At 41.6% G+C, this 21,503-nt stretch carries 20 protein-coding genes and 1 pseudogene; all 21 read left to right on the forward strand.

The features are described from left to right. Nucleotides 1–3 precede the first annotated feature (3 nt). A pseudogene (gene smc / locus AOQ70_RS05050) lies at nucleotides 4–3,563 on the forward strand (chromosome segregation protein SMC). A 21-nt stretch (nucleotides 3,564–3,584) separates the two neighbouring features. Continuing rightward, entirely contained in the window at nucleotides 3,585–4,571 is a 987-nt protein-coding gene (gene ftsY / locus AOQ70_RS05055; RefSeq protein ID WP_024424194.1) for a signal recognition particle-docking protein FtsY, read from the forward strand. Between the two features lie 143 nt (nucleotides 4,572–4,714). Next, a complete protein-coding gene (locus tag AOQ70_RS05060) occupies nucleotides 4,715–5,047 on the forward strand; it encodes a putative DNA-binding protein (RefSeq protein WP_012009935.1) in 333 nt (110 codons plus the stop codon). A gap of 13 nt (nucleotides 5,048–5,060) precedes the next feature. Beyond that, complete coding sequence (ffh, locus tag AOQ70_RS05065) at nucleotides 5,061–6,401, forward strand: signal recognition particle protein (protein WP_024426967.1); 1,341 nt, start codon at nucleotides 5,061–5,063, stop codon at nucleotides 6,399–6,401. Between the two features lie 105 nt (nucleotides 6,402–6,506). Then, a complete protein-coding gene (rpsP, locus tag AOQ70_RS05070; RefSeq protein WP_008344841.1) occupies nucleotides 6,507–6,779 on the forward strand; it encodes a 30S ribosomal protein S16 in 273 nt (90 codons plus the stop codon). Beyond that, nucleotides 6,779–7,024, forward strand: a complete 246-nt coding sequence (locus AOQ70_RS05075) for a KH domain-containing protein (protein ID WP_024424192.1) — start codon at nucleotides 6,779–6,781, stop codon at nucleotides 7,022–7,024. The genes rpsP and AOQ70_RS05075 overlap by 1 nt, the downstream gene beginning before the upstream one ends. A gap of 103 nt (nucleotides 7,025–7,127) precedes the next feature. Further along, a complete protein-coding gene (locus AOQ70_RS05080; RefSeq protein WP_024424191.1) occupies nucleotides 7,128–7,514 on the forward strand; it encodes a YlqD family protein in 387 nt (128 codons plus the stop codon). An 8-nt stretch (nucleotides 7,515–7,522) separates the two neighbouring features. After that, nucleotides 7,523–8,047 (forward strand): ribosome maturation factor RimM, encoded by a 525-nt coding sequence (gene rimM / locus AOQ70_RS05085; protein WP_058837711.1) that lies wholly within the window; start codon nucleotides 7,523–7,525, stop codon nucleotides 8,045–8,047. Then, nucleotides 8,044–8,778: a tRNA (guanosine(37)-N1)-methyltransferase TrmD gene (gene trmD, locus AOQ70_RS05090; protein ID WP_059375076.1), complete on the forward strand. Its 735-nt coding sequence runs from the start codon at nucleotides 8,044–8,046 to the stop codon at nucleotides 8,776–8,778. Before rimM ends, trmD begins: the two co-directional genes overlap by 4 nt. 137 nt (nucleotides 8,779–8,915) lie before the next feature. Beyond that, nucleotides 8,916–9,263 (forward strand): 50S ribosomal protein L19, encoded by a 348-nt coding sequence (gene rplS / locus AOQ70_RS05095; protein ID WP_008354510.1) that lies wholly within the window; start codon nucleotides 8,916–8,918, stop codon nucleotides 9,261–9,263. 90 nt (nucleotides 9,264–9,353) lie between these two features. After that, entirely contained in the window at nucleotides 9,354–10,202 is an 849-nt protein-coding gene (gene ylqF / locus AOQ70_RS05100) for a ribosome biogenesis GTPase YlqF (protein ID WP_024424188.1), read from the forward strand. Nucleotides 10,203–10,278: 76 nt separating this feature from the next. After that, on the forward strand, nucleotides 10,279–11,043 hold the full coding sequence (locus AOQ70_RS05105) for a ribonuclease HII (protein WP_059375079.1): 765 nt from the start codon (nucleotides 10,279–10,281) through the stop codon (nucleotides 11,041–11,043). 26 nt (nucleotides 11,044–11,069) lie between these two features. Then, nucleotides 11,070–12,809, forward strand: coding sequence for a hypothetical protein (locus tag AOQ70_RS05110; RefSeq protein WP_058837709.1), 1,740 nt, complete (start codon nucleotides 11,070–11,072; stop codon nucleotides 12,807–12,809). Beyond that, on the forward strand, nucleotides 12,806–13,081 hold the full coding sequence (locus tag AOQ70_RS05115; RefSeq protein ID WP_003211418.1) for a FlhB-like flagellar biosynthesis protein: 276 nt from the start codon (nucleotides 12,806–12,808) through the stop codon (nucleotides 13,079–13,081). Before AOQ70_RS05110 ends, AOQ70_RS05115 begins: the two co-directional genes overlap by 4 nt. Nucleotides 13,082–13,257: 176 nt before the next feature. Further along, complete coding sequence (gene sucC, locus AOQ70_RS05120) at nucleotides 13,258–14,418, forward strand: ADP-forming succinate--CoA ligase subunit beta (RefSeq protein WP_059375084.1); 1,161 nt, start codon at nucleotides 13,258–13,260, stop codon at nucleotides 14,416–14,418. Between the two features lie 22 nt (nucleotides 14,419–14,440). After that, the gene (gene sucD, locus AOQ70_RS05125; protein WP_007499624.1) at nucleotides 14,441–15,343 is read left to right on the forward strand and encodes a succinate--CoA ligase subunit alpha; all 903 of its coding nucleotides are present in this window, start codon (nucleotides 14,441–14,443) and stop codon (nucleotides 15,341–15,343) included. Between the two features lie 63 nt (nucleotides 15,344–15,406). Continuing rightward, the gene (gene dprA / locus AOQ70_RS05130) at nucleotides 15,407–16,309 is read left to right on the forward strand and encodes a DNA-processing protein DprA (RefSeq protein ID WP_039178503.1); all 903 of its coding nucleotides are present in this window, start codon (nucleotides 15,407–15,409) and stop codon (nucleotides 16,307–16,309) included. Nucleotides 16,310–16,502: 193 nt separating this feature from the next. After that, the gene (gene topA / locus AOQ70_RS05135) at nucleotides 16,503–18,578 is read left to right on the forward strand and encodes a type I DNA topoisomerase (protein WP_058837708.1); all 2,076 of its coding nucleotides are present in this window, start codon (nucleotides 16,503–16,505) and stop codon (nucleotides 18,576–18,578) included. Between the two features lie 70 nt (nucleotides 18,579–18,648). Beyond that, nucleotides 18,649–19,953 (forward strand): FADH(2)-oxidizing methylenetetrahydrofolate--tRNA-(uracil(54)-C(5))-methyltransferase TrmFO, encoded by a 1,305-nt coding sequence (trmFO, locus tag AOQ70_RS05140; RefSeq protein ID WP_024424183.1) that lies wholly within the window; start codon nucleotides 18,649–18,651, stop codon nucleotides 19,951–19,953. A gap of 62 nt (nucleotides 19,954–20,015) precedes the next feature. Beyond that, nucleotides 20,016–20,933: a tyrosine recombinase XerC gene (gene xerC / locus AOQ70_RS05145; protein WP_058837707.1), complete on the forward strand. Its 918-nt coding sequence runs from the start codon at nucleotides 20,016–20,018 to the stop codon at nucleotides 20,931–20,933. 14 nt (nucleotides 20,934–20,947) lie between these two features. Beyond that, nucleotides 20,948–21,493: an ATP-dependent protease subunit HslV gene (gene hslV / locus AOQ70_RS05150; protein ID WP_024424181.1), complete on the forward strand. Its 546-nt coding sequence runs from the start codon at nucleotides 20,948–20,950 to the stop codon at nucleotides 21,491–21,493. Nucleotides 21,494–21,503: the final 10 nt, after the last annotated feature.

Here is a 21,503-nt window from a genome sequence, read left to right on the forward strand (position 1 = left end):
CTCATGTTCCTCAAACGTTTAGACGTGATAGGATTCAAATCATTTGCACAGCGAGTGACCGTGGACTTTGTCAAAGGGGTCACAGCTGTTGTTGGACCAAACGGAAGCGGCAAAAGCAATATTACCGATGCCATCCGCTGGGTACTTGGAGAACAATCAGCGAAAAGCCTCCGCGGAGGAAAAATGGAAGATATCATTTTTGCAGGCAGTGACTCAAGGAAAAGAGTCAATCTAGCAGAAGTGACTTTAACATTAGATAACGAAGACCACTTTTTACCGATCGATTTTCACGAAGTCAGTGTGACAAGAAGGGTTTATCGTTCAGGAGAAAGTGAATTTCTCATCAACAATCAATCTGTCCGCTTAAAGGATATTATTGATCTTTTCATGGATTCAGGTCTTGGAAAAGAAGCTTTTTCAATCATCAGTCAAGGAAAGGTAGAAGAAATTCTATCAAGTAAGGCAGAAGAGAGAAGAAGCATCTTTGAAGAAGCGGCTGGTGTTTTGAAATATAAAACAAGAAAGAAAAAAGCCGAGAATAAACTGTTTGAAACGCAGGACAACTTAAACCGAGTAGAAGATATTCTGCATGAACTAGAAGATCAAGTAGAACCATTAAGAATGCAAGCCTCTATTGCAAAAGACTATTTGCAAAAAAAGAAGAGCTTGAAAATGTCGAAATCGCCCTCACTGTCCATGACATCGAAGCACTTCATGAAAAATGGACAACACTTGGTGAAGCAGTCGAGCGCTTCAAACAAGATGAAATGAAGCAGTCTACAGATATCCAAGCAAAAGAAGCCAAAATTGAAGAATCGAGAGACCGCATTCAAGCGCTTGACGAATCAATTAATGACCTGCAAGAAGTTCTTCTTTTCACAAGTGAAGAGTTAGAAAAACTTGAAGGAAAAAAAGAAGTGCTAAAAGAACGGAAAAAAAATGCTGCCGCAAACCAAGGGCAGCTAGAAGAAACGCTCGTTCGCTTAACTGAAAAGCAGGCGCTGCTAACCGAAAAGATTGAGCAGCAGAAAATCACGCGGGACAGCCTGCAAAAAGAAGTGCAGCAGCTAAAAGATGAAGTGAACACAAAGCAGCATCAACTGTCGCTTCATAGCGAAGATGTGGAAGGTCAAATTGAACAGCTGAAAAGCGATTATTTTGATCTGCTCAATGAACAGGCTTCCATCCGTAATGAACGTAAATTACTAGAAGAACAGCAGCGCCAAGCGGCGATGCAGCTAGAGCGACTGACGCAAAATAACCAAAAACATATCGAAGAACGAGTGTCTGTCAAAGAAAAGAAAACAGAGGCTGAGCAGCAGCTTTCAGCACTGGAAGATGACATTCTGGCTCAAGTCAAGCGTTTTAGAGAAGCAGAACAAAAGCTTGAGCAAATGAAACGTCAATACGAGAAAAAAGAAACGGCTCTTTACCAAGCCTATCAATACGTACAGCAGGCAAAATCCAAAAAAGAGATGCTTGAATCCATGCAGGAAGACTTCTCAGGCTTTTTCCAAGGAGTGAAAGAGGTCTTAAAGGCAAAAGAACGGTTAGGCGGTATTCACGGTGCTATTGCAGAGCTGATTCAAACGAATCAGCAGTATGAGACAGCGATTGAAATTGCACTAGGTGCAGCCACGCAGCACGTCGTCACAGAAAATGAAGCAGCTGCGAGACAAGCGATTGGATACTTAAAGCAGCATTCCTTTGGACGTGCAACCTTCCTGCCAATGAACGTCATCAAAGAAAGAACCATTCAGCTCAGAGATGTCCAAACAGCAGAGCAGCACGCTGCATTTATCGGTGTAGCGAGTCACCTCGTTTCCTTTGACGAAAAGTATCAAAAGGTGATTCAGAATTTACTTGGAACTGTGCTGATCGTTAGAGACTTAAAAGGTGCCAATGAATTGGCAAAAATGCTTGGACATCGTTACCGTATCGTGACCCTTGATGGAGATGTCGTAAACCCCGGCGGTTCAATGACTGGTGGCGGCGTAAAGAAAAAGAACAACTCTCTTCTTTCAAGAAACCGGGAGATCGAAACGTTAACAAAGCAGCTCGTTGAAATGGAAGAGAAAACAACGATCCTTGAAAAAGAAACAAAAGAAACGAAGCAATTGATCGGAGCAAACGAAAGCCAATTAAACGAACTGCGCCAGCGCGGCGAAACGCTTCGCGAAAAGCAGCAAGAACTCAAAGGAAAGCTATACGAACTGCAAGTTGCAGAAAAAAATATCAATGCTCATCTTGAACTCTATGATCAAGAAAAAGAAGAATTGCAGCAGCGTTCTACTGAACTTGCGGATAAGGACAAAAAGCAGGTTACTCTTGAAGCCTCTATAGGTGAAAAATTGACGGCTCTTGATCAAGAGATCAATACATTAACAAAGCGTAAGCAGACGCAAAGCTCAACGAAAGAAACCATTTCTGCCGAATTAACAGAGCTGAAAATCTCGCTTGCCAAAAAAGATCAGTCCTTAGCCAATGAACAAGAAAAGCTTTCGAGCTTAATGGCTGAATTAGAAGAGGCTGAACAGACGCTGATGGAAACAAAAGAAGATCTGTCACTCTTAACAAGTGAAATGTCATCTAGTTCAAGCGGAGCCGAACAACTGGAAGAAGCGGCGAAAGAGAAGCTGGAAAACAAAAACAAAACAACCGCACTCATTTCAGAGCGGCGTAAGCAGCGTCTTGCTCTTTCTGAAACATTAGAATTCGCTGAACGTGAACTTAAAGAACAAAAGCGTTTGTACAAGCAGCTCACCACAAGCTTAAAAGATGAAGAGATTAAGCTAGGCCGTATGGAAGTCGAGCTTGATAACCTGATTGCTTATCTGAACGATGAATATGCTCTTTCGTTTGAAGGAGCAAAAGAGATGTATCAGTTGACGTTATCGCCAGATGAAGCGAGAAAACGAGTGAAGCTGATCAAACTAGCGATTGAAGAACTTGGAACAGTGAACTTAGGCAGCATTGACGAGTATGAACGTGTCAATGAACGCTATCTCTTCTTAACAGAACAGCGAAATGATCTGACAGAAGCGAAAAATACATTATTCCAAGTCATCGAAGAAATGGATCAAGAGATGACAAAGCGCTTCTCTGAGACATTCTCTCAAATTCGCGGGCACTTTGAATCTGTATTCCAAGCATTATTTGGCGGCGGAAGAGCCGATCTTAAGCTGACAGATCCAAATGATTTGCTCAACTCTGGCGTTGATATTGTCGCGCAGCCGCCAGGGAAAAAACTGCAAAACTTAAGCCTGCTTTCAGGCGGGGAGAGAGCCTTAACAGCGATCGCTTTACTATTCTCTATTTTAAAAGTGAGACCTGTTCCATTCTGCGTATTAGATGAAGTAGAAGCGGCGCTTGATGAAGCGAATGTTTTCCGTTTTGCGCAATATTTAAAGAAATACAGCCAGGAAACACAGTTCATTGTCATTACGCACCGCAAGGGAACAATGGAAGAAGCCGATGTGCTCTACGGTGTGACCATGCAGGAATCAGGTGTTTCTAAGCTTGTATCTGTCAAATTAGAAGAAACGAAAGAGCTTGTCCAGTAATTAAAGGAGGTTTTTGAACCAATGAGCTTTTTTAAGAAATTAAAAGAAAAATTTACGCAGCAAACCGATTCAGTATCAGAAAAGTTTAAAGATGGACTCGAAAAAACGAGAAACTCCTTCCAAGGAAAAGTAAATGAACTGATTTCTCGCTACCGCAAAGTCGATGAAGACTTTTTTGAAGAGCTGGAAGAGGTTCTAATCGGTGCTGATGTCGGTTTCACAACTGTGATGGAACTGATTGATGAGCTGAAAAAAGAAGTGAAATTAAGAAACATTCAAGACCCAAGTGAAGTACAAGCGGTGATTTCTGAAAAACTGGTTGACATCTACAATAGCGGAGAGGAACAAATTTCTGCGCTGAACATTGAAGACGGGCGTTTGAATATCATTTTGTTTGTAGGCGTCAACGGTGTTGGGAAAACAACGACTATCGGTAAGCTTGCAAACAAGCTGAAAAATGAAGGGAAATCCGTTATTTTAGCAGCAGGTGATACGTTCCGTGCCGGTGCGATCGAGCAGCTTGAAGTTTGGGGAGAGCGTTCAGGTGTTCCTGTCGTCAAACAAACAGCAGGCTCTGATCCAGCAGCGGTGATCTATGATGCCGTCCAATCAGCAAAAGCGAAAAATGCAGATGTCCTCATCTGCGATACAGCAGGAAGACTTCAAAACAAAGTCAACTTGATGAAAGAGCTGGAGAAAGTCAAGAGAGTCATTGAACGCGAGGTTCCAGATGCACCTCATGAAGTATTGCTCGCTCTTGATGCGACAACAGGTCAAAACGCCATGGCACAAGCCAAGGAATTTTCTAAAGCGACAAATGTGACAGGGATTGCTTTAACAAAGCTTGACGGTACTGCAAAAGGCGGAATTGTTCTTGCGATTCGAAATGAGCTGAACATTCCAGTAAAGCTTGTCGGTTTAGGTGAAAAGGTGGACGATTTGCAAGAGTTTGATGCAGAATCGTATGTGTATGGATTATTCTCAGACGTAATTGATCAACAAGACTAACAAAAAAATGCCGGCAAAACTGCTGGCATTTTTATTTATACGTAGCTTCATGAAGTGACAAGATAAAAACTTGACACACAGCAGAGAACCGTGTAAACTTAGTTGATGTAAAGGGAATGAACTTAACAAAGGGGAGAGAGCCCATGACGCTTGAAAAAACAACGAGAATGAATTACTTGTTTGACTTCTATCAATCGTTGTTGACCGCAAAGCAAAAGAGCTACATGTCGCTTTACTACCTAGACGATTTTTCCCTCGGTGAAATTGCGGATGAATATGAAGTATCAAGACAGGCTGTTTATGATAATATTAAACGGACTGAAGCGATGCTTGAACAATATGAAGAAAAGCTGCTCTTGTTTAAGAAATTTAAAGAGCGTAAAGAACTTCTCAAAAAAATGAGAGAGCTTGTAGCTGATTCTGCGCAAACGGAAGAAGCAGAAGCTTTAATTGAATCGCTTGAGAAATTAGATTAGGAGGCGGCACAGTATGGCATTTGAAGGATTAGCCGACCGACTGCAGCAGACGATTTCAAAAATCCGCGGCAAAGGAAAAGTGTCAGAGCAAGATGTAAAAGAAATGATGCGCGAGGTACGCCTTGCCCTTCTTGAAGCTGACGTCAATTTTAAAGTAGTCAAAGACTTTGTGAAAAAAGTAAGTGAGCGGGCAGTTGGACAAGAGGTCATGAAAAGCCTTACCCCTGGACAACAGGTCATTAAAGTTGTAAAAGAAGAACTCACTGAATTAATGGGCGGAGAAGAGAGTAAGATCGCTGTAGCGAAAAAATCTCCAACAGTCATTATGATGGTTGGTCTTCAAGGGGCAGGTAAAACAACCACAACTGGGAAGCTTGCCAATTTACTTCGCAAAAAACATAATCGCAAGCCGATGATGGTGGCTGCTGATATTTATAGACCAGCAGCGATCCAGCAGCTTCAAACGCTTGGGAAACAGCTTGATATGCCGGTGTTTTCATTAGGTGATCAAGTCAGCCCTGTCGAAATTGCCAAACAGGCAATTGAAAAAGCGAAAGAAGAACACCATGATTATGTCATTTTAGATACAGCAGGACGTCTTCATATCGATGAAGAATTAATGGATGAACTTCAAAAAGTAAAAGAAGTAGCGAATCCAGAAGAAATTTTCCTAGTTGTTGACTCTATGACTGGTCAAGATGCTGTCAATGTCGCAAAAAGCTTTAATGAACAGCTTGGTTTAACAGGTGTTGTTCTCACAAAACTAGACGGTGATACAAGAGGCGGTGCAGCCCTTTCTATTCGAGCTGTCACCAATACTCCGATTAAATTCGCTGCACTAGGAGAAAAGCTTGATGCAATTGAACCATTCCATCCGGAGCGGATGGCATCAAGAATTCTTGGCATGGGAGATGTGCTGACCCTTATCGAAAAAGCACAGGCAAACGTCGACCAAGATAAAGCGAAAGAGCTTGAGCAAAAAATGCGGACAATGAGCTTCACGCTCGATGATTTCCTCGAGCAGCTTGGCCAAGTTCGAAATATGGGTCCTCTTGATGAACTGATCCAAATGATGCCGGGAGCCGGTAAAATGAAAGGGCTCAAAAACGTCCAAGTGGACGAAAAGCAGCTCAATCACATCGAAGCGATCATTAAATCAATGACGACTCAGGAAAAAGAACAGCCAGAGGTCATCAATGCAAGCCGAAGAAAACGGATTGCAAAAGGAAGCGGAACATCTGTACAGGAAGTCAATCGCCTTTTAAAGCAATTTGATGAAATGAAAAAGATGATGAAGCAAATGACCAACATGTCCAAAGGAAAGAAAAAGGGCTTTAAATTACCATTTATGTAATTGGTTATACATGATAAAACCGTTGTTAAGAAAAAACACTTTACAAACCCTTTTATCATTGTTAATATACTATCTTGTTGAAATATTTTCGGAGGTGCTAGTAAAATGGCAGTAAAAATTCGTTTAAAACGTATGGGAGCAAAAAAATCTCCTTTCTATCGTATTGTTGTAGCAGATTCTCGTTCACCACGTGACGGTCGTTTCATCGAAACAGTTGGAACTTACAACCCAGTGGTATCACCAGCTGAGGTGAAAATCAACGAAGAATTAGCGCTTAAATGGCTTCAAAATGGTGCGAAACCATCTGATACAGTTCGCAACCTTTTCTCAAGCCAAGGAATTCTTGAAAAATTTCATAATGCGAAAAACAGCAAATAATGAATGAGCTGTCCTTGGAAGAATTGATTGTGTCCATCGTCGAGCCACTTGTTGATTTCCCTGAAGATATTCACGTATCTTCATTAGAAAAAGATGAGCAGGTGATTTACACACTGTCTGTCAATGCTGAAGATACCGGAAAAGTGATCGGAAAGCAGGGACGTACAGCAAAAGCGATACGAACAGTCATTTTTGCAGCAAGTGCAGAGTCTTCTAAGAAAGTTCAACTTGAGATTGCTGACTAAAAAGGGAGAGGGCTTAGGACCTCCCCTTTTTTTACACGTTTAAATCTATTTTTCGTTATACTGTAGAGGACAAATGCCTTCGGATAGGGGGACAAAAAGGAAGATGCAGATCATTCAACATGTCACCGTGATGCAAGTATTAACTGAAAGCAGTAAGGACAAACTGTTAACGACTTTTTTGGAGAAAAAAGAAAGACTAGAACGTGAATGCAATCAATTATATTTTCAACTAAAAAAACATGAAAAAGAACCACATCAGCAAGAAGCCATCCCTCAATTTCAAAAAGCGATCGATAAAAGGCAAGAGAAAATTAGGCAGATTGATTTTCAAGTAGAGCAGCTTCATATTTTGCCGCTTGGAAGTGAGATGAAAGAAACAGAAGTGGATGCACTGGTTGAAGTAAAAATAGGTGATAAATGGGATGACAAAATGCAAGATAATGTCATCGTCGTGAAAGACGGCACCATTGTGGAAATACGTCAGGGGTGATTGAGAACATGGAGCTAGAATGGTTGAATGTTGGAAAGATCGTCAATACACACGGAGTGCGCGGAGAAGTACGCGTCGTGTCAAAGACGGATTTCCCAGAAGAGCGTTACAAAAAGGGAAGCGTGCTCTATATTTTTAAACAGGGTCAAAAAGAGCCGCTGAAAGTGACTGTCGCATCACACCGCCAGCACAAACAGTTTGATTTGCTCACATTTGAAGAAATCAACTCATTAAATGAAGCAGAGCTTCTGAAAGAGTCAATCTTAAAGGTAGAAAAAGAACATCTTGGGTCATTAGACGAAGGAGAATTTTATTTTCACCAAATCATTGGCTGTGAAGTATACGATGAAGAGGACAAGCTGATCGGCCAAATCAAAGAAATCCTTACGCCAGGGGCAAATGATGTGTGGGTGGTTGGAAGAAAAGGCAAAAAAGATGCCCTCATTCCATATATTCCATCTGTCGTCAAAAACATTGATATCTCATCCAAAACTGTTCGCATTGAAATGATGGAAGGACTCATTGACGAATGAAAATCGACTTTTTAACCCTTTTTCCTGAAATGTTCGAAGGTGTGCTTCACTCATCGATCTTAAAAAAAGCACAGGAGAAAGAAGCTGTTTCATTTCATGTTGTCAATTTTAGAGAGTATTCGGATCATAAGCATAAAACAGTGGATGACTATCCGTATGGCGGCGGTGCTGGTATGGTACTGAAAGCACAGCCCGTATTTGATGCGGTAGAAGATTTAACGAAGAAAGCAAGCAAGAAGCCCCGAGTTATTCTTGTCTGTCCTCAAGGGGAAAGATATACACAAAAGAAGGCAGAAGAACTTGCAAAAGAAGAGCATCTTATGTTCATTTGCGGCCACTATGAAGGCTACGATGAGCGCATCAGGGAGCATCTTGTCACAGATGAGATCTCAATCGGAGATTTCGTCCTCACAGGCGGAGAGCTGCCAGCGATGATGATTGCAGACAGTGTGGTCAGGCTTTTGCCTCATGTGCTTGGAAAAGAAGCATCTCACATCGAAGATTCATTCAGTACAGGTCTGCTTGAGCACCCGCACTATACAAGGCCAGCGGATTATAAAGGACTAAAAGTGCCGGATGTGCTCCTCTCTGGAAATCATGCCAAAATAGAAGAGTGGCGGCGCAAAGAATCATTGAAGCGAACTTATACAAGACGGCCAGATTTGATCGATTCGTGCAAAACATTAACGGATGATGAAAAAAGATGGCTTTGGCAGCTTCATAATGACTAGATTGTATTGCACACGGCATAGAGGTATGGTATGATACTACTTGTGACTTGGACGGCTTGCTGATCCAAGTTTGAAAACGATGTTCCGCTGCAATGAAGAAAGAGGACATGAGCATCTGTTGGAAGGAGTTGAAAACGATGCAACATTTGATTGAAGAAATCACAAAAGAACAATTACGCACTGATCTTCCTGCGTTCCGTCCTGGTGACACTTTACGTGTACACGTTAAAGTTGTCGAGGGTACTCGTGAGCGTATCCAGATCTTTGAAGGTGTTGTAATTAAGCGTCGTGGTGGTGGAATCAGCGAAACTTTCACAGTTCGTAAGATCTCTTACGGTGTAGGCGTTGAGCGTACATTCCCTGTACACACACCAAAAATCGCTAAGATCGAAGTTGTACGTCACGGTAAGGTACGTCGTGCGAAACTTTACTACCTACGTGAACTTCGCGGTAAAGCGGCTCGTATCAAAGAAATCAGACGATAATGATATCAAAGGAAAGAGCTTGTTACCTGTAACAGGCTCTTTTTTTGTACAATGTATAAAGATAACAGGTAGAAGAGAGAAGGTGCACATATGACGATTCAATGGTTTCCAGGCCATATGGCAAAAGCAAGACGTGAAGTCACAGAAAAATTAAAGCTCATCGACATCGTATTTGAATTAACCGATGCAAGAATTCCGATGTCCTCTAGAAACCCAATGATCGAAGAAATCCTTCAAAATAAACCCAAAATCATGCTATTAAACAAAGCTGATAAAGCAGATCCTCGTATGACAAAGGAGTGGCAGGCGCATTTTGAGCAGCAAGGCGTTCGGTCACTGGCTATTAACTCTGTCGATGGACAAGGGTTAAATCAGATCATCACAACTTCAAAAGAAATTTTAAAAGAAAAGTTCGACCGCATGAAAGCGAAAGGCGTCAAACCACGTGCCATTCGAGCACTGATTATCGGGATTCCCAACGTCGGAAAATCGACCTTAATCAATCGTTTAGCGAAAAAGAACATTGCCAAAACAGGAGACCGTCCTGGTATTACGACATCACAGCAATGGGTAAAGGTAGGGAAAGAACTAGAGCTGCTCGATACCCCTGGAATCCTCTGGCCGAAGTTTGAAGATGAGCAAGTAGGACTCAGACTTGCGGTGACCGGAGCGATCAAAGATTCGATCATCAACTTACAGGATGTCGCTGTGTATGCACTTCGTTTTCTAGAAGAGAACTACCCAGAGCGATTAAAAAAACGCTATGACCTAGCGGAGATACCTGAAGATACGGTTGAGCTGTTTGATGCAATTGGCACTAAGCGCGGCTGTCTAATGAGCGGGGGATTCATAAACTATGACAAAACCACCGAAATCATTATTCGGGATATTCGAACAGAAAAATTTGGTCCCCTCACTTTTGAGAAGCCTGAAAGCTAAAAGACACGCAGCTCATGCGGGTCTTTATTTTTTGCGAAAAACTGCCGATATAAAGAAGGAGGCTGCGAAAAAGCCTATGTACACGGTGAAACAAATAAAAGAACTAATAGAAAAGCATGCAGGCGATGAGTCATACATTCGTGAGCTTGTGAAAGATGATACGAGAAAAAGTGTCCAAAAACTCATAGAAAAGTGGCACAAAGAGAGAGAAAAGCAGCAAGCACTTCGCGTGGCATGGGATGACATGCTGCAATTTGAAAACAAAGCAAAGGCGCAGGGATACACATGTATTGCTGGAATAGATGAAGCAGGAAGAGGACCGCTCGCCGGCCCAGTTGTGGCAGCAGCCGTCATATTAAAGGAAGATACAGTCCTGCTCGGTTTAAACGACTCAAAGCAATTATCTGAGAAAAAAAGATTGGCTTATTATGATTTAATTCAAAAAGAAGCACTTGATATCGGAATCGGCATTGTTGATGCGGCTACGATTGACGAAATCAATATTTACGAAGCATCAAGACTGGCGATGGTGAGAGCTGTGGAACAGTTAACTCATACACCAGATTATCTACTCATAGATGCCATGACACTCCCGCTTTCAACTCACCAAGAGAATATCATCAAAGGAGATGCAAAAAGTGCATCCATTGCAGCAGGTGCATGTATTGCGAAGGTGACAAGGGATCAGATGATGGAAGAGTATGGGCGTAAGTATCCTGAGTATCAATTTGAAAAACATAAAGGGTACGGAACGAAAGAGCACTTGGCTGCGATAAAAACACATGGTGCGGCCCCAATCCACCGATTATCGTTTGCGCCAGTGAAATCTGTTATATCATAAATTTTAATCTAAGGAGGCTGCCTGTGATGACAAGAGTTGAGGATATACATACAGCACTGAATAGCCGGCTGAATACGGCTGAATCTGTTCCATTAAACACCGAAGGGAAGGAAAATGTTCATCGGCTGATTCTCGGTAAAGTACTAAAAATGCTTGGAGATGATACAGCCCTTGTTCAAATAGGCTCAACGAAAATAAAAGCGCAGCTGGCGGCCCAGCTTAAAGCAGATGCATTTTATTGGTTCCAATTTGAACAAGAGGGCGGAGGCAGCCTCAATAAACTAAGACCCGTTCAGCAATTTGATCAAGATCCTAAGACGTTAAAGGATGCAGCAGCTAAACTATTAGAAGGACTTTCACTGAAAAATGGGCTTGAAAACATGCTGACAGCTACAGCTTTTTTAAAGGAAAAGTCCGTCATTAACGAAGGGGAGTTAAAAACGGCAGTGAAATGGATCGAACAGCTTCAAGGAGCTGATGTGAAGAAAGGGCTCCAAGCACTCCTCTTTGCTTTAAAGAAAGATTTACCGATCCAGCAAGGGGTACTTCAATCTATTTTAGCCGTGAAATCATCCTCTGCTCTTCATCAGGATATAAAAGCGCTGCTAAATCAATTAACACAGCTTCCGAAGCACACAGATGCTACACAGACCCTTACACAGGCCGTTCGGTCAGTTGTAGATGCAGAGACAGCCGTCCATGCAGAAAAGCTCTTATCAGTCCTTGTAGCAGCGAGAGAAGGCGAGGCGAAGCAAGGCGGTAGTTTACCAGTAACGACTCAGCTCAATCCGTCTAAGCAAAAAGAAAATAGCCATGCCCCGATCGTTCAAGAGCGTCAGCCATCCCAAGTTCTTCAGACAAACGTGCAGCAGCAGTCAATAAGTCCAAAAGAGCTGCAAATCCCGCTTCAGCAAATTGAGCGGATACTGGCCAGCTTGATGAAACAAGGTGCAGACGGGCAGCAAGAACCCAACTTAAAACAGCTCACAGCATTGCTGCACGGACTCCAGCAGGTAGGATCTCAGCCTGACGCAAAAGCAGCTGTACTGCAAAAAGAGTTCCCATTCCTTTCGAAACCGGAGGCGAAAGCATTGGCTCAGGCGGTGCAGCAGACTGAACCAACATTAAGCAATAAAACTGATGTGCTCGATTTACTAATGACGATGAAAAAGGCAATCGGTGTGCGTGATGAAATTGGTATGCTGAAACTGCTTGAAAAAGGCAGCCAGGATGTCAAAAGTCAGGAGCTGCACCAATTAAAGCTTACCTTAAATGATGTGAGACAGGCTGATTTACCAGAGCACGTTAAAAAAGAAGTGGATCAATTATTTCATAGATTGAATGGACAGTTATTTGTGCAGCAGGAGAACCAAACCGTCAGTCAAATGATGGTTTCCTATCCTCTTTTCTCAAAACATAGTGTTCAAGATTTAACCTTTATACTAAAGGGACATAAGAAAAAAGATGGTTCTATTGATATTTCTCAGTGCCGCCTGATGTTTTATTTAAACATGGAAAACCTTGAAGAAACCTTAATAGACTGTACGATTCAGCAAAAGGTCATGTCCATTACTGTCGAGACAGCTCATGAACTGCAAGGAACCATTAATCCGATGATTCCGGCTGTACGGGAGAATTTAAATGCTCTAGGATACAGTTTAACGGGAATTACAGCAAAAAAGAGACAAGAGCCAGTAGATCCGTCTCAATTTCTAGATGAACACTTTCATAAAATCAGCGAGAAAGGGCTGGACTTACGAGTATGAAGGATTCAAAACCGCTTAGAAGAGCGGTCGCTCTGCATTACGATGAAGAAAAACAAAAGGCGCCAAAAGTCGTTGCAACAGGCAGCGGCTATGTGGCAGATCATATTATTGAAGAAGCAAAAAAGTCGGGAGTCCCTATCCAGGAAGACCGTAATTTAGTCGAACTCATGCGCCACTTAACGTTAGATGAGGAGATCCCTGAAGCGTTATACGATACTGTAGCAGAAATTTTTTCGTTTATCTACAGGTTAGATCAAAAAATGAAAAAATAAGGTAAAATAAGTGATTTGACTGAAAAATTTATATTTTTAATAAAATAAAAGTTTGAATGTTTAGAAGGATTTTACGATTTTATATAGAACCCTAGACATTCTCTTTTTTATTCTTTAAAATGAAAGCGCAGTCTATTTTATAATTTTTGTTTCTACATATGTTGGGAGGATGGGAAATGAATATCCATGAGTACCAAGGAAAAGAAATCCTAAGAAAATATGGGGTTTCAGTTCCAAATGGTAAAGTAGCATTTACACCTGATGAAGCAGTGAAAGCATCAGAAGAGCTAGGGAGCTCTGTATATGTCGTAAAAGCACAGATTCATGCAGGCGGCCGTGGTAAAGCAGGCGGGGTAAAAATTGCAAAAACGAAAGATGAAGTGAAAGGGTTTGCAGAGGAATTGCTCGGCAAGACACTTGTCACACATCAAACAGGGCCTGAAGGGCGCGAAATAAAACGCTTACTTATTGAAGAAGGCTGCGATATTCAAAAGGAATACTATGTTGGACTAGTTTTGGACAGAGCGACATCAAGAATTGTATTGATGGCATCTGAAGAAGGCGGTACTGAAATTGAAGAAGTAGCAGAAAAAACGCCAGAAAAAATCGTGAAAGTTGTTATCGATCCAGCGATTGGCCTGCAAGGCTATCAGGCGAGAGAAGTAGCATTTAAAATTAATATTCCAACAAAATTAGTTGGCCAAGCTGTTAAGTTTATGACAAGCCTTTACAATGCGTTTGTTGAAAAAGATTGTTCAATTGCTGAGATTAATCCACTGGTTGTAACAGGCGATGGAAAAGTCATGGCACTTGATGCAAAATTAAACTTTGATAGCAATGCCTTATATAGACAAAAAGATATATTAGAATACCGTGACCTTGATGAAGAGGATCCAAAAGAAATTGAAGCATCTAAATATGACTTAAGCTACATTTCTCTAGATGGAAATATTGGCTGTATGGTCAATGGAGCAGGTCTTGCGATGTCTACAATGGATATCATCAAGCACTACGGCGGGGACCCTGCAAACTTCCTAGATGTTGGCGGCGGTGCAACAGCTGAAAAAGTAACGGAAGCATTTAAAATCATCTTATCTGATCAAAATGTAAAAGGGATTTTCGTGAACATTTTTGGCGGCATCATGAAATGTGATGTCATTGCAGAAGGTGTTGTTGAAGCGACGAAACAAGTCGGCTTAACATTACCACTTGTTGTACGTCTGGAAGGAACAAACGTTGAATTAGGGAAGAAAATCCTGAGTGATTCAGGCTTAAATATCACTTCTGCTGAGTCTATGGCTGACGGGGCAGAAAAGATTGTATCTTTAGTCAAGTAGAGCAGAAAGGCAGGGAACCTAAATGAGTGTATTTATTAATAAAAATACGAGAGTAATTGTTCAGGGGATTACCGGTTCAACCGCATTGTTCCATACAAAACAAATGATTGAGTACGGAACAAATATTGTTGGCGGTGTCACACCTGGAAAAGGTGGAACTGAAGTAGAAGGAGTTCCTGTATTTAATACTGTATCTGAAGCAGTTCAGACAACTGGAGCGAACGCTTCTGTTATCTATGTACCAGCACCATTTGCGGCAGATGCCATTTTAGAGGCTGTTGACGCAGAAGTCGATCTCGTCATTTGTATCACAGAACATATTCCAGTTCTGGACATGGTCAAAGTGAAGCGTTACATGGAAGGTAAGAAAACAAGACTTGTTGGACCAAACTGCCCAGGTGTCATCACACCTGAAGAATGTAAAATTGGTATCATGCCTGGCTACATTCATAAAAAAGGTCATGTGGGTGTTGTTTCTCGTTCTGGAACGCTTACATATGAAGCGGTACATCAGCTTTCAGAAGCTGGCGTTGGTCAATCGACAGCTGTAGGCATCGGGGGGGACCCGGTAAATGGGACAAACTTTATTGATGTGTTAAAAGCATTCAATGAAGATCCTGAAACGCATGCTGTGATTATGATCGGTGAAATCGGTGGTACGGCTGAAGAAGAAGCAGCTGAATGGGTAAAAGCAAATATGACTAAACCAGTCGTAGGCTTTATTGGCGGTAAAACGGCGCCTCCAGGAAAACGTATGGGACATGCTGGTGCCATTATTTCTGGTGGTAAAGGAACAGCTGATGAAAAAGTAAAAACAATGCGTGAATGTGGAATTGAAGTGGCAGAAACACCATCTGTCATGGGAGAAACGTTGATTAAAGTATTAAAAGAGAAGAATCTCTTCGAAGCTTGTAAAACGCATTAATGACACAAGAAGACTTGTTCTTTGACAAGTCTTCTTCTTTCTATCTTAAACTGGAGGAATGGTATGTACAACGTGTCCGAAAGAATGATTTTTCACCGCTTAAAAGGCCTCATCTCACCCTCATTACTTACAAAATGGTGGAAAGTCGATCCTGAGCTATATATAAATGAAGAAACACATCATTTTAAACAGGATCGAGCATTACAAACGATCGACTTTACCCGCTTAAAACAAGCTGAAGAAAATGAATTCCCCATTTTTCAACACATCGTTCAAGCCTATTTAAAGCAAAACATTCACATGATTCCCATCACATCACCCTTATATCCAAGCACTCTAAAAAATATTTATGATCCTCCCCCTGTGTTATTCCTAAAAGGAAACGTATCATATTTAAATGAAGAAAAAAGTTTAGGTGTAGTCGGCACGCGACTTCCATCATCTTATGGAGAAGCATGTGTGAAAAAAATTGTTGGTGAGCTTGTCAAAGAAGAGTGGATGATTGTTAGTGGGCTAGCTAAAGGAATCGATGGACTGGCACATAAAGAGTGCATCAGGAAAAAAGGGAAAACGATTGGCATTATAGCCGGTGGCTTTCAGCATTTATACCCAAAAGAGCATGCGCAAATGGCTCAATACATGGGCGAGCATCATTTGCTTTTGTCAGAGCATCCGCCTTATGTCAAACCAGAAAAGTGGCATTTTCCAATGAGAAATCGTTTAATTAGTGCGTTGACGAGAGGAACCATTGTCATTCAGTGCAAAGAAAAGAGCGGTTCTCTTATTACAGCCTATCAAGCACTTGAGCAAGGAAAAGAAGTATTTGCGGTTGCCGGTTCCATCTTTGATCCTAATTCCACAGGACCGGCAAGACTCATTCAGCAGGGAGCAAAGCTTGTTCATTCTACAAAGGATATTTTAGAGGAATTCTCCTTCCGCAGCGTTCAATATACTGAACTCTCATAAAAATATCGTTTGACAAAAGACATCGGAATATTTAATAATAGTGAGGATTTAAGTTTACACTTTGTTTTTCGTGTTTATAATGATGTTCATCATAAAGAATTTTTAACGATTGCCTGTTAGATAGGTGCAATTAACATAAATATGAATTGTGAAATGTATAAAGAGAGAACACCTCTTAAGGGGGATTTTGAGTATGGCTGATTATTTAGTCATCGTTGAGTCGCCAGCAAAGGCGAAAACGATTGAGCGTTATTTAGGAAAAAAGTATAAAGTAAAGGCTTCAATGGGACACGTCAGGGATTTACCGAAAAGTCAGCTCGGTGTTGACACTGAGCATGACTTCGAACCGAGATATATTACGATTCGCGGGAAAGGCCCAGTTTTAAAGGAATTAAAAACAGCGGCGAAAAAAGCAAAGAAAGTCTTTCTCGCGGCTGACCCCGATAGAGAGGGAGAAGCGATTGCTTGGCATTTAGCACATAGCCTTGACCTTGACCTCTCTTCTGACTGCCGTGTTGTTTTTAACGAGATTACAAAAGATGCGATTAAAGATTCCTTTAAGCATCCTCGTATGATCGATATGGACTTAGTTGATGCACAGCAGGCAAGACGAATTTTAGATCGTCTCGTTGGGTATAAAATCAGTCCGATTTTATGGAAGAAAGTGAAAAAGGGCTTAAGTGCTGGCCGTGTTCAATCAGTTGCACTCCGACTCATTATTGATCGCGAGAATGAAATTAATGAATTTAAACCAGAAGAATACTGGACAATTGACGGTACATTCCTCAAAGGAAAAGAAAGCTTCGAAGCAAGTTTCTTTGGTCTCAATGGCAAAAAACATCCATTGAAAACAAAAGAAGATGTAAAAGAAATCCTTTCGAAATTAAAAGGAAACAAATTCTCTGTAGAGAAAGTAACGAAAAAAGAACGTAAACGTAATCCAGCTGTTCCGTTTACGACTTCTACTTTACAGCAAGAGGCTGCAAGAAAATTAAACTTCCGTGCAAAAAAGACGATGATGATTGCACAGCAATTATATGAAGGAATTGATCTTGGTAAAGAAGGTACAGTCGGTCTCATCACTTATATGAGAACGGACTCAACACGTATTTCAAATACGGCGATTGAAGAAGTATCTGCTTTCATTGATCAGACGTACGGCAAGAATTTCTTAAATACAACAAAACGAACGGCTAAAAAGAATGAAAACGCACAAGATGCTCACGAAGCCATCCGTCCGACTTCTACGTTAAGAAAACCGGCAGATGTCAAGCATGTGCTAAGCCGTGATCAGCTTCGCCTGTACAAATTGATTTGGGAACGATTCGTGGCAAGCCAAATGGCGCCGGCTGTTCTTGATACAATGAGTGTGGATCTTGATCATAATGGTCTTACTTTCCGTGCGAATGGAAGTAAAGTGAAATTCCCTGGGTTTATGAAGGTTTATGTAGAAGGGAAGGACGACCAGCTCGAGGAAAAGGACAAAATGCTTCCTGATCTGAAAGAAGGGGATACAGTCCTTTCAAAAGATATCGAACCTGAACAGCATTTCACACAGCCGCCTCCACGCTACACAGAGGCAAGATTGGTCAAAACACTTGAAGAGCTCGGTATAGGCCGTCCATCTACGTATGCACCAACATTAGATACGATTCAAAAGCGCGGTTATGTCGCGCTTGATAATAAACGATTTACTCCGACAGAGCTTGGAGAGATTGTACTCAACTTAATCATCGAATTCTTTCCTGAAATCATTAACGTTGAATTTACAGCGAAAATGGAAAAGGAACTTGATAGTGTTGAAGAAGGTACGATCGAATGGGTTCGTATTATCGACAGCTTCTATCAAGACTTTGCAAAACGGGTAGAAAAAGCTGAAGCAGAGATGCAAGAAGTTGAGATTGAGCCGGAATACGCAGGTGTTGATTGTGAAGAGTGCGGACATCCGATGGTGTACAAAATGGGTAGATACGGCAAGTTCATGGCGTGCTCTAACTTTCCTGACTGCCGTAACACAAAACCAATTGTCAAAGATATCGGTGTCAAATGCCCGTCATGTCATGAAGGAAACATCGTTGAACGAAAATCGAAGAAACGCCGCATTTTTTACGGCTGTGATCGTTTTCCAGAGTGTGAATTCGTTTCTTGGGACAAACCAATTGAAAGAAAGTGTCCAAAATGCGAAAATATGCTTGTAGAGAAAAAGCTAAAAAAAGGCGTTCAAGTTCAATGTGTGAACTGTGATTATAAAGAGGAACAACAAAAATAGCGGTGAGCAACCTTGTTCACCTGCTTTTTTATGTCATCAAACAGAACTTACGAAATAGGAGAGTTGTCCAATGAGTCAATTTGTAAATGTGATCGGAGCCGGTTTAGCTGGAAGTGAAGCTGCATGGCAAATCGCTAAACGAGGAATTAAAGTCAATTTATACGAAATGAGACCTGTGAAACAAACGCCGGCTCACCACACAGATAAATTTGCGGAGCTTGTATGCAGCAACTCACTGCGTGCGAACGCTTTGACGAATGCAGTAGGTGTATTAAAGGAAGAAATGCGTCATTTAGATTCAGCCATTATCGCAGCAGCAGATGAAAGCTCAGTTCCTGCAGGCGGCGCGCTTGCAGTAGACCGTCATGAATTTGCAGCAAACGTGACAGATCGCGTGAAAAATCATCCGAATGTTACGGTCTTTCAAGAAGAAGTGCAAAGCATTCCAGAAGGTCCGACAATTATCGCGACTGGCCCGCTGACATCAGAAGCACTTTCAAAAGAATTAAAATCGTTAACAGGAGAAGAATATCTCTATTTCTACGATGCAGCGGCACCTATTCTAGAGAAAGATAGCATTGATATGGATAAGGTGTACTTGAAATCACGCTATGACAAAGGAGAAGCCGCTTATTTAAACTGTCCAATGACAGAAGAAGAATTCGATCGTTTTTATGAGGCGCTCATTTCTGCTGAAACTGTGCCATTAAAAGAATTTGAAAAAGAAATCTTCTTTGAAGGCTGTATGCCAATTGAAGTCATGGCGAAAAGAGGAAAGAAAACGATGCTGTTTGGCCCGATGAAGCCAGTAGGACTGGAAGATCCGAAAACAGGAAAAAGACCTTACGCTGTTGTTCAATTAAGACAGGATGATGCAGCAGGTACTTTATATAACATCGTTGGCTTCCAGACACATCTAAAGTGGGGCGATCAAAAGGAAGTATTCCGTTTGATTCCAGGCCTTGAAGAAGCAGAGATTGTTCGTTACGGGGTAATGCACCGTAATACATTTATTAACTCGCCAAGCCTTTTAAGACCGACTTATCAGTTTAAAAATAGAGATGATCTATTCTTTGCCGGACAAATGACAGGCGTTGAAGGGTATGTCGAGTCTGCAGCTTCCGGACTTGTGGCTGGCATTAACGCCGCTCGTTTTGTTAAAGGGGAAGAGCTTGTGACACTTCCTGAGGAAACGGCGATTGGCAGTATGGCTCACTACATCACGTCGACAAACAAGAAAAGCTTCCAGCCGATGAATGCGAATTTTGGTTTGCTGAAAGATCTAGGTGTTCGAATTAAAAACAAACAAGAACGTTATGCAGAGTACGCTAAGCGCGCAATCGAAACTATTCAAACTATTTCGAAATCTCTGTAGTAAAACATTGCGCGGAAAGCAAGATATGTGATACCATTTAAAAGCCTTAAAGAGGTGTAAAAATGACGAATAAACAGCGTCTTGTCCACTTATTCATTGAATATCTGCAAATTGAAAAAAACTATTCAGCTTTAACGATCTCAGGATATACAGAAGCCATTGAAGAGTTTGTCAGATTTATGAACATTCAAGGAATAGACGGTTTTGAAGAGGTATCCTATCAAGATACGAGAATTTATTTAACAGAAGCTTATGAAAAAGGCCTGACAAGAAGAACGATTAGTAAGAAAGTCTCTGCGCTTCGCAGCTTTTATAAATTTTTATTAAGAGAACAGCTTGTGAAAGAAAATCCTTTTTTACTCGTTAGCTTACCAAAACAGGATAAGCGGATTCCTTCATTTTTGTATGAGGAGGAACTAAAAGAGCTTTTTACAGTTTCTGATGTCAGCACACCGCTTGGGCAAAGAAATCAAGCCATTTTAGAACTTCTTTATGCAACAGGTATGAGGGTCAGTGAGTTATGTTCATTAAAAGAATCTGATCTTGATTTATCGATGGATACAGTGCTTGTTCATGGGAAAGGCAGCAAGCAGCGGTATGTTCCTTTCGGGTCATATGCTCATGAAGCGCTCATTACTTATTTAGAGGATGGAAGGCAGAAGCTGAAATCTAAGGGGAAAGACCGCGCTGATGCACATGTGTTTTTGAATCAGCGCGGGGCGCCTCTTACAGACCGAGGTGTTCGATTCATTCTCACTGAATTAATGAAAAAGGCGTCAGGTACATTACATATCCATCCTCACATGTTAAGGCACACCTTTGCCACGCATCTCTTAAACGAGGGGGCGGATTTGAGAAGTGTTCAAGAGCTTCTCGGTCATTCAAATTTATCATCTACACAGGTGTACACGCATGTATCAAAAGATTCTTTAAGAAACACGTACATGTCTCATCACCCAAGGGCTTTTAAACGATCCTAAAAGGAGGTTTTTTCATGTCATCATTTCATGCAACAACCATCTTTGCCGTTCAACATAAAGGAAAAAGTGCAATGGCTGGCGACGGTCAAGTTACTTTCGGGCAGGCTGTCGTGATGAAACACACAGCAAAAAAAGTGCGCCGTCTTTTCGGAGGCAAGGTGCTTGCAGGTTTTGCAGGTTCAGTAGCAGATGCGTTTACACTCTTTGAAAAGTTTGAAACAAAGCTTGAAGAATATGGTGGCAACTTAAAGCGGGCAGCCGTAGAACTAGCGAAGGAATGGCGAAGTGACAAGATGCTAAGGCAGCTTGAGGCCATGCTCATCGTCATGAACAAAGAGAGCATCCTGCTCGTCTCTGGAACTGGAGAGGTCATTGAACCAGATGATGGGATTTTGGCCATTGGCTCAGGCGGCAACTATGCCCTTAGCGCCGGGAGAGCACTCAAAACCCATGCAGGCGATCATCTCTCAGCGAGAGAAATTGCAAAGGCCGCTCTTGAAACGGCCGGAGAAATCTGTGTCTACACGAACGATCAAATCACTTTAGAAGAGCTTGAATAGAAAGGACATG

The sequence above is a fragment of the Bacillus sp. AM 13(2015) genome, from assembly GCF_001518755.1.
GTDB lineage: Bacteria > Bacillota > Bacilli > Bacillales > Bacillaceae > Bacillus > Bacillus safensis.